Annotated in this window: 12 protein-coding genes; 9 read left to right on the plus strand and 3 right to left on the minus strand. The window is 52.9% G+C overall.

Going from position 1 to position 13,736, the window contains the following annotated elements; translation table 11 throughout:
• Window positions 1-90: 90 nt before the first annotated feature.
• Window positions 91-1,284, plus strand: a complete 1,194-nt coding sequence (locus HH215_RS27115) for an enolase C-terminal domain-like protein (protein ID WP_169282721.1) — start codon at window positions 91-93, stop codon at window positions 1,282-1,284.
• A gap of 4 nt (window positions 1,285-1,288) precedes the next feature.
• Here the strand turns inward: HH215_RS27115 and HH215_RS27120 are convergent, their stop codons facing one another.
• Window positions 1,289-3,514 carry a helix-turn-helix domain-containing protein gene (locus HH215_RS27120; protein ID WP_169282722.1) on the minus strand — a complete coding sequence of 742 codons (2,226 nt, stop codon included), beginning with the start codon at window positions 3,512-3,514 and terminating at the stop codon, window positions 1,289-1,291.
• Window positions 3,515-3,639: 125 nt separating this feature from the next.
• Between HH215_RS27120 and HH215_RS27125 the strand changes: the two genes are divergently transcribed.
• The 6 genes from HH215_RS27125 (at window position 3,640) to HH215_RS27150 (ending at window position 10,502) form a co-directional block, all read left to right on the plus strand.
• Entirely contained in the window at window positions 3,640-4,707 is a 1,068-nt protein-coding gene (locus HH215_RS27125; RefSeq protein WP_254450243.1) for an ABC transporter permease, read from the plus strand.
• Complete coding sequence (locus HH215_RS27130) at window positions 4,707-5,579, plus strand: carbohydrate ABC transporter permease (RefSeq protein WP_169282723.1); 873 nt, start codon at window positions 4,707-4,709, stop codon at window positions 5,577-5,579. The genes HH215_RS27125 and HH215_RS27130 overlap by 1 nt, the downstream gene beginning before the upstream one ends.
• Window positions 5,580-5,651: 72 nt before the next feature.
• Window positions 5,652-7,208, plus strand: a complete 1,557-nt coding sequence (locus tag HH215_RS27135) for an ABC transporter substrate-binding protein (protein WP_169282724.1) — start codon at window positions 5,652-5,654, stop codon at window positions 7,206-7,208.
• Window positions 7,209-7,227: 19 nt separating this feature from the next.
• Window positions 7,228-8,874, plus strand: a complete 1,647-nt coding sequence (locus HH215_RS27140; RefSeq protein ID WP_169282725.1) for a glycoside hydrolase family 28 protein — start codon at window positions 7,228-7,230, stop codon at window positions 8,872-8,874.
• A gap of 196 nt (window positions 8,875-9,070) precedes the next feature.
• The gene (locus HH215_RS27145; protein WP_169282726.1) at window positions 9,071-9,802 is read left to right on the plus strand and encodes a ZIP family metal transporter; all 732 of its coding nucleotides are present in this window, start codon (window positions 9,071-9,073) and stop codon (window positions 9,800-9,802) included.
• A gap of 55 nt (window positions 9,803-9,857) precedes the next feature.
• Window positions 9,858-10,502, plus strand: coding sequence for a DUF8426 domain-containing protein (locus HH215_RS27150; RefSeq protein WP_169282727.1), 645 nt, complete (start codon window positions 9,858-9,860; stop codon window positions 10,500-10,502).
• A gap of 427 nt (window positions 10,503-10,929) precedes the next feature.
• On the opposite strand, the gene HH215_RS27155 is transcribed toward HH215_RS27150, so the two are convergent.
• Window positions 10,930-11,289, minus strand: a complete 360-nt coding sequence (locus HH215_RS27155; protein WP_169282728.1) for a helix-turn-helix domain-containing protein — start codon at window positions 11,287-11,289, stop codon at window positions 10,930-10,932.
• Window positions 11,290-11,497: 208 nt separating this feature from the next.
• On the opposite strand from HH215_RS27155, the gene HH215_RS27160 reads away from it, so the two are divergent.
• Both HH215_RS27160 and HH215_RS27165 read left to right on the plus strand, forming a co-directional pair.
• A complete protein-coding gene (locus HH215_RS27160; RefSeq protein ID WP_169282729.1) occupies window positions 11,498-11,854 on the plus strand; it encodes a LytTR family DNA-binding domain-containing protein in 357 nt (118 codons plus the stop codon).
• 73 nt (window positions 11,855-11,927) lie between these two features.
• Window positions 11,928-12,206, plus strand: a complete 279-nt coding sequence (locus tag HH215_RS27165; RefSeq protein ID WP_169282730.1) for a hypothetical protein — start codon at window positions 11,928-11,930, stop codon at window positions 12,204-12,206.
• Window positions 12,207-12,334: 128 nt separating this feature from the next.
• Here HH215_RS27165 and HH215_RS27170 read toward each other — a convergent pair whose 3' ends face one another.
• Window positions 12,335-13,714 carry an MFS transporter gene (locus HH215_RS27170; RefSeq protein ID WP_169282731.1) on the minus strand — a complete coding sequence of 460 codons (1,380 nt, stop codon included), beginning with the start codon at window positions 13,712-13,714 and terminating at the stop codon, window positions 12,335-12,337.
• Window positions 13,715-13,736: the final 22 nt, after the last annotated feature.

Consider the following 13,736-nt stretch of genomic DNA (forward strand, 5'->3'; position numbering starts at 1 on the left):
TCTTACAATAAGAGAAGGGGAATAACCTGTATCCTGATCGCCGCAATCGCCGCAATTGAACCGCAATCGTCGTCGGAAAGAGGGATGAGGATGAGAATTACTCGGCTTGAATTGCTAAAGGTTCCGCCGTCTTGGGTGTGGGTGCGTATTCATACGGATGCAGGCATTACGGGATTGGGGGAGCCCTACCTCGAGGATCACCCGGAAGTCGTCATGGCGGAAGTAAACCGGCTTGTTCCCTATCTCATTGGGGAGGACCCGACGCGTCTGGAATACTTATGGCGGAAAATGTATGAATCCGGTAACGGATACCGAGGCGGTCCCGTCAAGATGAGCGCGATCAGCGGAATCGATATGGCGCTCTGGGACATTGCCGGGAAAGCTTGCGGGCTGCCCGTCTATAAGCTGCTCGGGGGCAAGCTTCGGGATCGGGTCAAAGTGTATCGTTCCTGTCATGACGAGCCGCCGTATACGGTTAGGCCCGGGCATCCTTATCGCCCGAGTCCTCCGACTTTCGCCGAACCGACCGACCGTTCCGATACGGCTCCCGAGCGTATGGCCCGATCCGCGGAGGAGCTTGTCCGCTGGGGATTTCAATGCCTAAAGCTGCATTTCGGCCCTTCGGCCCGACTCGACGAGCCGGCCGACTTGGAGACCATCGTGCGCTGCGTAGCCGCCGTACGGAACGCGGTGGGCAGTCGGGTCGATATTGCAGTAGATATTCACAACACCCATATGAGCCGAGCAAGGCAACTCGTCGAAAGACTCGCGCCTTTCGGACTGTTGTTCGTCGAAGAGCCGCTGCCGCCGGAACGGATCGACCTGATCAAGCGTGTCGTAGACGCAACCGCAACGCCGATCGCCGCGGGAGAAAGATGGATGGGCAAGTGGGCTTTCCGGGAAGCGCTCGAAGCCGGAGTCTCCGTGGTGCAGCCCGACCTGGCTCATGCGGGAGGATTCACGGAGCTTCGCAAAATCGCCGCGATGGCCGAAGCGTCTTACGCTTCCATAGCGCCGCATTGCCCGCTTAGCGCGCTGAGCTTCGCCGCTTGCGTACAATTCGGCGCGGCGACGCCGAATTATCTGGTTCAGGAGCATAACGAAGTGAACGATAGCCGCGAAGGAGGGATTACGCGAATCGGAAGCGGGTATATGCGACATCCGTTCGAGCTCGGAGAAGACGGTTGCGTCCAAGTTCCGGATCTGCCGGGAATCGGTTTCGAGTTGGACGAGATCGGCTTCTTGGACATCATGAAGCAACCATGGCGGCCGGAGAGGGGCTAAGCTCTCAGGCCTCTTTGCCGTTTTCCCCGGAAGGCGGGGAAGCCAAGCGGAACTGGGCAGGCGTCATGCCGTACGTTTTCTTGAACAGCGTAAAAAAATAAGTGCCGCCAAGGCCGACCTTCTCGCTGATGGCGGTGGCGGAATCGTTCGTCTGCCGGAGCAGCCGGACCGCTTCCTCCAATCGCGCGGCATTCACGTAATCGTTGAAGGACTGACGGGTAGCCTGCTTGAACAGTTTGCTCAGGTGACCGCTCGAATAATGAATCCGGTCGGCCGCCCATTCCAGGGACAGGTTCGGATCCTTGTAATGGCCGCGTATGAGCTCCAGCACGGACTCGATCATTTCGAGATTTCGATTATTTCTTTTCTCGTCGATCCGTTCGATCAACGTACCGCAGAGAGGCTTCAATGCAGCCCCGATATCGGTTAACGTCTCGAATTCCGAGAACGCGTACAGCAGGGATCCGTGCGTCTCGTAATCGCCGGCATCGGAAGAAAGGATGTTCACGAACTGCTTGTGCACGGAGATGACGAGCTGATTGGCGTACACGAACGCGTACTTGTAATCGAGCCGTTGGATCGCTTCCAGGAACCGGTCGATTTCCTTCTCGGCATCCTTGAGATGGCCAAGCCGGATCGCTTCGATCAAGGAATCTTCGGTTTTCGATGGATAGTCCCCGGCCAGTCCGATCCGGGATACGGCCGTTTCGCGGTCGATGATGCTGCCATGACCGAGAAACAGGCGGTACTTCAAATATTCGCGGGCGCTATGGTAGGAGTCTTTGATCGCTGCTTGCGAATGGACGACGTCGCCGATCCCGAGCGTTACGGACATCCGGAAATATTGCCGAACCGTCCCCTGCATCTCGATCATCGTCAGCAGGAAATGCTCCGTGAGCTTCGCTTCCCCGAATTGCACCAGGAGGGCAAGGCGGTCGTTCTCGACCTCCAGCGCCCGGTGCGTGCCGTGAGGCTTTAATAATTCGTCGGCGATATTGCGAATGGCAAAGCGGACCAGTTCCTGGTCTTTGTTGTCTCGGCCTAAGAACTGACGGTATCCGTCGATCTGGATGACGATTACGCAATATCGGCATTCGCCTCCGAACTTCCATTCGAGCAGGTTCGTTTCCGTCCCGCCGCTTGGCGATTGACCCGTCAATAGACGCCGAAGATAAGATTCCTGCAGAAGCGGATAGGCTTTCCTCCAGGACGCCTCGTGCAAGTTTTGTTGAATCTGGAATACCGAGTACGGTCGGTACATCCCGCTTGCCAGCCGGAAAGCGAGCAGCACTCCGACGATGGTCAGGATAAGAATAGCAGCCCCGATGATCGTCTGCCGGTCGTCCATGCCCGGGAACAAAGGGTTGTAAGGTCGGGTTCCGACGAGAATCCAATCCGTATCCTCGGATTTGGAATAGTAGATCGATTGCTTGTCTCCGAACGCCTCACTCGTAAAATGGCCTTGCGCCGACCCGGATGCCAGTATCGCTTGAACGAAAGGTTCGCTGGACAGATTGTTCAGGAACCGGGAAGAGTCGTTATGGGAAATGACTATGCCTCGCTTGTCGAGAACCATCCATTGGCTTCCTGTTGATTCCGAGAGGCTTCGGTTCAACTCCCCGATCGCCTTATCTTCGTTAACGTGAATAATGATGGCGCCGCTCTTCGGTATCAGATTAGAGAAATTCGAGTACAGAACGTAGGAGAGAATGGGCATCGGATTCACGGGAGTTCCGAGCGGGCTAAGATCCAGCCTCCTCGGAATGAAATCGAGCGAGGTATCGTTGCTTCCGCTCCGGATCCGTTGAATGAGTTCCCCGTCAATGGCCTTCGTAATGCCGCGGTGATTAAGATAACGCCCGGTATTGCCGTTAAAGACGCTGATATATTCGACGAAAGGATAGACGGCTTGAATGTTGCGAAGCTTGATTACGACTTCGTTATCGAGCAATGGAGAGGTCGCGTTGCTGAGCATGGCCGTGATCAGATCGGGATCGTGCAGCAGCTCGTTGCCGATGGAAACGACCCGATCTTGAATCGAGGAGGAAGCTCGATCGAGCTGGTCCAACGTCGAGAGCGTTACCCGATTCATCTCGGCTTGGGTTTGATAAGAGAAACGCTGATAGAGGAACGCGGAGATCAGGATTATGGATAGGAGCACGAGCAGGAGATAAGAGACGAGCAGTTTCCGATAAATCGCATAGCGCTTGAGATTACTCCATAAGGTCATGGATTCATTCCACCCTCATTTCCTCGAACGAACTTAGAAGCATTGTAGCTCGAAGATCGGCCAACTTTCAATGGAAAAGACGGGAATTTTTGAAATCGCTTACTTTTCGAAGGGATCACCGATTATTGAAATCCTCCAAAAACCCGGGACATCCCGATTTCGCGTTTTTTAAAGTTTACCCGGCGATTGCCGCGAGCTTAGACTTGAGCTATTCGGAACAGCATGATTGCTTAAGCGAGGGAGTGACCGTTGTGGTAACGAAAAGAAAAAGGGGTAACGGCGGCATCGTCCGCGATATCGTAAGAAATCCGATCAGCTATTTGCTGGCGTTGCCGGCGATTCTGTACACGTTTATCTTCGGTTACGCGACGTTGCCGTATCTGCTGATGGCTTTTCAGAAGTTTAGTTACGACACAACGTATTTCTGGCAGAACGAGCTGATCGGCTTCAAGAACTTCGAGTTTTTTTTCTTATCTAATAATGCGCTCAGAGTCACTTGGAACACGATCAGGCTTAACTTCCTTTTTATCGTGTTCGGGCACGCGATGGCCGTCGTTCTCGCGGTTGCGATGAACGAGCTGAAGTCGCGATGGTTTCTGCGGACGTCGCAATCGATGTTCTTGTTTCCGTATTTCCTGTCCTGGGTCATCGTGAGTTACGTCGTCTATAATATTTTCTCCTCGCAATACGGGGTAGCGAACCAATTGTTGGAGATGGTCGGCATGCAGCCGAAAAATTGGTACGGCGATGCGGGGGCATGGACGAGCATATTGACCGTCATGCGGATCTGGAAGGATGCCGGATTGCTGGCCGTCATATTCCTCGCCGCGATTATCGGGATCGACAACGAATTGTTCGAAGCCGCCCGAATCGACGGGGCTAACCGCTGGCAACAGATCAAATCGATCACGCTGCCGCTGATGATGCCGACCGTACTCATTATGATGCTGCTGGCCATAGGCAAGATCTTCTACGGGGATTTCGCCATGATGTATTCGATCATCCGAGATAACGGGCTGTTGCTGCCTACGACCGACGTTATCGATACTTACGTGTACCGCGCGCTTCGCTTGTCGGGGGATCCTTCCCAGGCGATGGCGGTCGGCATTTACCAGGCGGCAACGGGATTCATCCTCGTGTACTCCGTTAACCGGTTCATTCGCCGCAAGTTCCCGGAAGGAGCGTTGTTCTAATGGCCTTATCCCGGTTCAAGCTCTCGAATGTCCTTATCTATGCGTTCTTGGCGCTCTTCGCGCTCTTCTGCTTCGGCCCGATGCTGCTCGTGCTCATGATCTCGATTACTTCCGAGGACTCGATCAGGCACAACGGGTACAGCCTGTTCCCGAACGAAATGTCGTTCGCCGCCTATCGAATGTTGTTCAACGATGCGGCTATCGTCATTCGAAGCTACGGCATTTCGCTCTTCGTAACGGTAGTAGGAACGCTGTCCGCCGTGGGGATCACGGGCATGGCCTCCTATACGCTATTCAACAGGGCTGTGCGATACCGGAATCACTTGGCGTTGTTCTTCTTCTTCACGATGCTGTTCAACGGGGGGATCGTGCCCTGGTATATGATCTGCCGGCAGCTGGGCTTAAACGATAATATCCTTGCCCTGCTTATTCCGAGCTTGTTGTTCAGCGCCTTTAACTTGTTCCTGACGCGTAATTATATGTTGTCGCTGCCTTACGCCCTGGTCGAGTCGGCTAAGATCGACGGCGCTAACGATGCGGTAATCGCTTTTCGGATTATTTTCCCGTTATGCAAACCCGTGCTTGCTACGATCGCCTTATTTTACGGGCTGGCTTATTGGAACGACTGGTGGAACGCCATCATGCTTGTGAGCGACCAGAAGATGTATCCGGTGCAATACTTTCTGTTTAAGCTGCAATCCGACATCCAGATGATGACGATGATTCAAGGAGTGAGCAATACGGGAGTTCTTCCGACGGAATCGGTGAAAATGGCGACGGCTATTCTGACGATCGGGCCGATCGTGCTCATGTATCCTTATTTGCAGCGGTATTTCGTGAAAGGTCTGGTAGTGGGTTCGATTAAAGGTTGATCATTCGCGTCCCAGCCATTGCGGGAACGGATTCAACATAGGGCAATGATCCTACGAAGGAGGTCATGAACAATGGGAACTTACAGAAGAGCAGCCAGTTTGCTCGTAACGGTGGCGTTGGTGTTAAGCGTGCTCGCGGCTTGTTCAGGTAAAAGCGGGAATAACGCAAGCCCGTCGCCGAGCGGGTCAAAGACGGCGGAAGCAAGCAAGGACAACGGGAAAACGTCTACGGAGACGGAAAGCGCCGGCACGCAAGAGTTGACGACGGTTAAGCTGGTCGCGCCGGGTAGCGAACCGACGGAAGGCAAGAAACGGTTCGATGCCATTAACGAGAAGCTGAAAGCGGACGGGGTAGGCATTCAGATCGAATACGAGTTTATCGGCTGGGACGCGTGGGAACAGAAGACGAACCTGATGCTGTCCACGAACGAGGCGTTCGATAACCTGACGATCATGGAGGATTGGATCAAATCCTCCGTATACGTCGGCCGCGGCGCGCTGCTTCCGATCGACGAATACTTGGACAAATATCCAAACTTAAAGGGAAGATTTTCCGACGACGTATGGGAAGGACTTAAGATCAACGGCAAAATCTACGGCATCCCCGTATTGAACCGGGAATGGGCGAACGATTACGAATTAATCAGTTATCGCTCGGATCTGTTGACCAAGCATAACGTTGCTCCGCCGACGACGATTCAAGAAATGATCGATGCCGCCGAGAAAATCAAGAAGGCGGAGAACAACCCGAACATGTTCTTCGTCATGAAGCCGAACTTTATCGCTGGCGCTTTTCATCGCGAATATGATACTTATCCCTTTAACGTAGTGGACGACCTGATCTATATCGATCAAGGAGGCAACGTTAAATCCTGGATCGAAACGGAAGAGTTCAAGAAGGATAACGAATATTTCAACCAATTGTACGCCAAAGGCTTGATCCATCCGGACATTCTGACGTTACCGCTTGATCAGGTCACGAAGCCGCTCGCGGACGGGGAATTCGCCTTCACGCTTGGCAACGTTTACTTCGATTATCCGGTCATTAAGCAGAAGAAACCGGAATTAGAGCTGGACGCGGTGCGCTTGGCGCCGGATAAGAAGTGGATGCGGCCCGTGCTCGTCACGAATGCCAACGTCATTCCGAAAACTTCGAAAAATCCGGAAGGGATGATTAAGTTTTACGATTGGCTGTACAGCTCCCAGGAGAATTTCGACTTGCTCGTATACGGTCCGAAGGACGATTGGTGGAAGGACGCGGGGCCGAATAAAATGGAAAGACTGCGTCCGGTAGGCAACGAAGTGCAGTTCTCCGAATGGATGGTCGGGTATGCGCCGTTCACGCGGATTCCGACGAACGGTCATCCGAAGCTGCTGGACACGATGACGCTTAATCCGGATGCCTTGAACGCTCCGAATATCGGATTTACTTTCGACTCGACTGCGGTTTCCGTCGAGTACGCGAATTTGCTCGCTGAGATCAAGACGAGCGTGTACCCGATGAAGATGGGCGTCGTTAAGTATGCCGACTTCTATGACGGAGCGTTGAAAAAAATGAAAGCCGCAGGGCTGGATAAAGTGGTGGCGGAGTACAAGAAACAATTCGAGGCTTGGAAAGCGCAGCAGTAGCATGGCGGAGGGATGACGCATGATGTCGCGGTTGGGCGGAGAGTCGTTATTTAACGTTCGGAGTTACGGAGCCGTCGGGGACGGCGTCGCGAAGGATACGAAAGCGATCAATCGCGCGATCGCCGATTGTCACGATCGGGGAGGCGGAATCGTTCGGGTCCCAGCGGGTACTTATCTGACGGGGACGGTAAATTTGTTAAGCGATATCACGCTTCACTTGGAAGCCGGAGCGGTGCTGCTCGGCAGCCCGGATGTCGGCGACTATAGGAAGCTGCCGTATACGAGCGAGTTCCGTAATCAGGCTTTGATTGTCGCGATCGGCGCGGTGAACGTATCGATCGAGGGACGGGGAGCCATCGACGGCAATAGCGATGCATTCATGGAGCATGGGCAAGCCGATCTTGCCCGCGATTATTCGGTCGAATGCACGCGGCAAGGCGAGGCATATAACCTCGTTAACGATCAACCCGATGAAGGACCTCTGGCATGCAAACCGCGCCCCGGCATATTGATCCTTTTCCTCCGATGCCAAGAGGTGTCGGTGACCGGTATCAAGATTCGGAACTCGCCGAATTGGTGTCTGCACGTGGCTAGATCAGAGGGAATACGGCTTACCGGGCTCGAGATCAAGAACAGTCTGCTTGTCCCGAACGCGGACGGCATCGACGTTAGCCGGAGCCGCAACGTGCGCATCAGCGATTGCAATATCGAAGGCGGCGACGATGGGCTTGCTTTCAGCCCTTGCGCCGAAGGGTACGGGGAGAGCGATAGCGAGAACGTCGTCGTAGAGAATTGCACGATCGTGTCCAGATCGGCGGGTATTCGCCTCGGCTGGGACGCGTGTCATTTCCGCAACTTTTTGTTCCACAACATCGTCATTCATGGCTCTAACCGGGGAATCGGGATTTATCTTCGGGAAGGGGAATCGATCGACAACGTCGTTTTCTCCAACATCGTCATCCACACCCGGCTGCATAAAGGAAAATGGTGGGGCAAGGCGGAGCCGATTCATATTTCCGTCGTGCCGCTTCCGGCGCATACCAAGTCGGAGTTCCGCGGAACGATGGGGAGGATTCGCAATGTGACCTTTAGCAGCATTACGGCGATCGGCGAGCAAGGAATCGTCGTGGCGGGCAATTCGGATAGCTACATCGAGGATTTGACCTTCGATCAAGTTCGGATCACGCTGAAGGAAGGTCCGTTGCAGGAATCGTTCGGCGGCAATTTCGATTTCCGTCCCTCCCGGGATCCGAGGCTGAACGTATTCGCTCACGACATCCCGGCATTGTACGCAAGCCATGTTCGGAATCTGACGCTTCGACATGTCGACGTGCGGTGGGAAGGCAAGCTGCCGAAGTACGTGAAGAACGGATTGGAAATCGCGAACTTCGACGGCGTGGTCATCGACGGGTTTTCGGGGAGCCAACCGCAGTCCGGGAGCGCCGAGGAAGGGGCGGCGATTGCGCTGCGAGACGGAAGGAGGGCTACCGTTCGCAATAGCTTAGCCAAACCGGGGACGGGTGTTTTTCTTAAGGCGGATCGGGTAGAACGGCCGGGTTTGTTCACGCACAACGATACGACGGAGGCGGAGACGATGATCCTTCCGGAGGAACACGGGTTCCTTTTATCTGCTAATCTGGCTCGCGAAGGTACTGGTTTGAATTGAATACTTGCTTGTATGAGAACCCTGCCTAATAGGCGGGGTTTTTACTTGTCGCTACAAAAGGATCAAGTTCGCTCTCATCCGCCAACGCCTAAGCGTTAAGAAGCAGGCCGGCCGGAAGGGATTGCAAAGGAGGTTCCAACAAATTAGAATCAATTCATAACGCTAACTTGTTCCGGCTTGAAGGGAGTACTATACCGTGGAATCCGCATTAATCGGGAGTATCATATCCGCCATGGCTACCGTGCTCGGCGCGGCCCCCATTTTCTTCATCAGAAAGCTCTCCGAGAAGTGGAAGGATATTCTCATCGCCTTCGCCGCGGGGATTATGGTGTCCGCTTCTACTTTCGGACTCATGCCGCAAGCGATGAAGGAATCGGGTATTATCGGTCTGACCGTCGGCATTATGCTGGGGATCGTCCTATTGGACTTGATCGAGAAAAATATTCCCCATATCGACGTAGAGAACGACAGCCGCGTTAGCTCGTTCGACTCCAAGTCGCTCTTGGTCATTATCGCTCTGTTCATTCATAACATTCCCGAAGGCTTAAGCACGGGGTTCAGTTATGCCAGCGAAAACGAAGGGTTGGGAGCGATGGTGGCGATCTCGATCGGGGCCCAGAATATGCCCGAGGGACTTATTCTGGCCGTGTTCCTGATCAATTCCAAGGTCAGCAAGCTCAAATCTTTCGCAATCGTGTTCCTGACGGGCATTATGGAAGCCGTCTCCGCGGTCGTCGGCTATCTGACGGCTAGCAGTATCGAGAACATGATCGGCTACGGTCTCGCTTTCGCCGCCGGCGCGATGCTGTTCATCGCCTACAAAGAGTTGATTCCCGAAAGTCACGGACACGGCTATGAGCGGCCTTCGACCTATTCGTTCATCATTGGGCTGTTGATCATGGTGTATATCAGTCATTGGTTTGGATAATCGGACTAATGGAATGTATCTGGATCGTATTGGAATGTTGGGGAGGGTGTAGCGGATGAACCTATATCGCATCCTATCCCAATCGCTAGGGATAGACCGGATGAAGACGTTTCTTAAAGATAACTTCGTTAGCACGGGTCACCCGGGAACAGGGGATTTGGAGAACGTAGGCAAGGACGAAATAAGGGATAGATTAGCCGCGGCTACCGACTATGTGGGGCAAGAGCTCGCAAACCGAGCGGAAGAGATGGCTGCTTTCGTACATACGATGCAGGACGGTGATTATATCTTGGTCGCCGATCAGGATTCCGTCTATCTCGGAGACGTCGGCGACTATTATTACGTAGAGGCCTCCGATTCGGAGGAGGACGGTCTGTGTCATCGGAGAGGCGTAACTTGGCTTAACCGCATTCCGAGGTCCCAATTGAATGCATACGTTCAGGAGTGGCTTGACTCGGAGGGCGGCGCTGTTAAAGCGTTCGAATATTCGTTCCGCTTGGCGGGGTTGGACAATTGGGTTTCTCCTCGGGATCAGCCACAAAATGTGCAGTTCGGGGAGATGCCCGCAACTCCCTCGGCGGTTTACGTCGATCAAGAGACGATCGATGAGGCTCTCGGCGTCTTGAAGCAAGCGTTGCGGTGCGAGGACGCGGACAGAAGAGAACGCGCCGCCGCTGCCATTCTGCGATACGCCAAATAAAGTAAGCCGACCCTTGCGGTCGGCTTACTTTATTTGGCGATGAATATCCCTTTGAAATCAAACCAACCATCGTACTCGCACAAACCATGTATCTCACCCTGCATCGTCCATGCACCAACTATATATCTCACCCTGCATCGTCCACGAACCAACCAATCTCGTCCAGCCCGCCTCGGCCAACCAATCCAACGCATTAACGGAAATCCCTGCCGCTATTCCGCGTCATCTCTCTCGATCGGCAAAGCTTAGCGGCAAGGATTTCCGCTATTCTCCCGCCTGCGACCTGAACTCGCGAAAAGGCACCACAATAAAGGAAATCCCTTCCGCTAACGCTTTCGAAAGCTAACTTCAGCCCCGAATATCGGCAGAAATTTCCGCTAATTTTACTCGTAACGATTGCGATGATGATTACAATAACAACGGGTATTCAATCCGTCGTGTATTTATCGTTTTCGCCCAGAATCTCCCTGACGACGTTCCTGACCATCCGTACCTGTTCCGGCCCATGGTAACGCAAAGTAGATAAAATCTCCTGCAAATCCGTTTCGGATTCCGTGCGTTTCTCTTCCTCGTCTACGTACGTAAACAATTGGGACAAGCTGACTTCCAACGCGGAGGCTACTTTGGCGAGGTTAAGAAGAGATATATTTTTCTCCCCGCGCTCGATCTGTCCGATGTAGGAGTAATGAAAGCCGCCCTTCTCCCCGAGCAATTCCTGGGACATTTCCCGTTCTTTCCTCAGGCTTCGAATGCGTTTGCCGACTAGCTTAAGAATATCGTTATCCATCGTCCACACCTCTTTGACTAAAGTGTAGGGAATCGGCATGAGGGAATGAATTGGTCGATGAATGCAATGTTTTATTTAAATAGTATTCATAAGTATTATTAATCGTTATAATTAGGATGTATAATTCCTATTCGATTTATTCGAGATATTCAACGATCCTATTTCAGTCCGTCGAATGGAATCATTTTATCCGGAAAGAGGGAAGGCGATGAAGTTGCCATTGGTGAATTCAAGCGGGGAATACCGGTTGCTGGACGTACGGGAGATCGTCTACTTGCAGACGAACGGGTCCGGGGAAGTCACGATCTACTCATACGACGACAAGTATAAAATCATCTCGATGGTCAAGGACTTGTCCTTCATGCTCGAAGATGCGGGATTCGTGCGCACGGATCGGGGGACGGTCATCAATACGGAAAGCATCGAGTCGTTCGATGGGATTCTGAATATCGTAAAGCTGCGAACAAGCAATGGGGAGGTTGTCGCTCCCGTAACTTATAAAATGCAAAAGCAGATCAAGGCCTACTTAAAAGGGGTAAAAGGGGTCAGCGTGGAGAACCGGTAATTTCGCAGGTTTAAAGGGGGAAACAACTGTCCATTCTAGTAGTGTAAATAAATTTACTAGAATGGGTGAGGTTATGCTCCTACTGGGAATAGCCGGAGTATTGATATCGATAGCATGCGCGGCAACGGTTGGAACGGGATTCATATCCGCCGCCGGCAAAGCATTGTCCATCGCGGTTGCGGCGATCGGAATTACGCTGGGCACCACGATCGGTACGGTTGTGGCGAGTACGGGGACTACGACAATGACGACGGCTTCGGTCGGAATCATGGCCGGCTCTTTAGCGGTCATCGCGGGGAACGTCGCGGTTCGCAAGTTGATCAAGAAAACGAAGGCTCAACGGCATTTTTAAGCATTTTTCGGCACTCGATCAGAATATATAAAACATACAAAGATGCACGAACTCGACAAGAGCACCTATTCCCAATCGGAGTAAGTGCTCTTTTCGAATATACACGCCCGCTTGAACTACCTATCATTTTACGCTTGTTCGCTGATTGGTTTTAACCGAGCGGATCTTCCGAACTGATAATAATAGAACAGAAGTATGCATACATGAGTAATCGCCAGAATAAAGTAAATGTTGCCGAAAACGGACGCTTCCGGAACCGAATTCGCCGGATTCCAATTCGAATGGGCGCCTTGGTCGACCGTCTTGCTATAGATGCTTGCCGATACGGCGCCGGAAATGAAGTTAAGCATGGCTAGCAACCCCATGCCGACTCCGACTTGTTCCTTAGGCAAAGATCGGGAAATCGCATTGGACAAGGCGATGTACATGAACGACTGACCCACGTTGCCGAAGATGAGGAAGAGAGCGATAAGACCGGGCGAGATTCCCGCAAAGGAAGATAAGAGAATAAAACAAAGCAATAACATCGACGAGGCCGAGTAGAAGAGAAACGGATTTCCCTTTTTATCCGCGAGCTTCCCGGCTTTTCTTCCTAAGATGGCAGTCATAACGGCAGCCGGAACCATCGCGAGTCCTACCCAGCCCGGAGCCAACCGATGGACTTGAGTTAGCAGCTGCGGGCTTAGAAAGGCGAGCGAGTACCCGATGCCTGTAGAGAGAAACGCGACAGCGAGTCCCAAAGAATACCCTTTGCTTCGGAAAAGTCCGGATTTAATAAAAGGTTCCTTCGCCGTACGGATTCTTGTCACGAACAAGACGAACAAGAGGAGGCAACCGACAGCGGGAAGCCACGCCTCATTGGTGATCGCCAGCAGCAATAAAGCTACCGTGCCGGCAAGCAATCCCCCTCCGACCCAATCAATCGAGCCTGTTTTGCCGCGCTCTTCGTTCAAATATTTGCGGTAATAGGGGAGCGCGATCAACGTGAACAGAGGCATGCAGAACAGCCAACGCCAATGGACGACGCTTACGATCAAAGCCGCGATGGCAGGCCCTATCGCGCTGCCGATGGCAAGACCGGTCATCGATATCCCTAAGGCGCGACCCCTGGTTTCGGGCGGGAAATAACGAACGGGAATGATCCCGGCCGTTGCCGGAATGACCGCCGCTCCGACGGCTTGCAAGATTCTGCCGAGAAGAACCATCCAGTAATCTTGGGCGATCAGCCCGACCGCCGATCCGAAGGCAAAGAAGACGAGACCGAACGTGAGTAGATCTTTAAGCTTGTAGCTGTCGGCCAACTTCCCGTAAATGACGGTTCCGATCGCATAGATCAAAAGAAAAGCGGAGGAGACCCAACTTACCTGCGCGAACGATAGACCGAATTCCTCGCGGATCTCGGGTAAGACGATATTGAACATCGTTGCGCTCATTACCGATATGACCAAAGTAAACGCAAGAATACGAATCAACTTTTCACCTGTTTGTTGCTGTGCGGCAGGTTCCATGCCACGCGCCTCCTCTGCAAGC

Origin of the sequence: Cohnella herbarum, from assembly GCF_012849095.1 — a bacterium.
Taxonomy (GTDB): domain Bacteria; phylum Bacillota; class Bacilli; order Paenibacillales; family Paenibacillaceae; genus Cohnella; species Cohnella herbarum.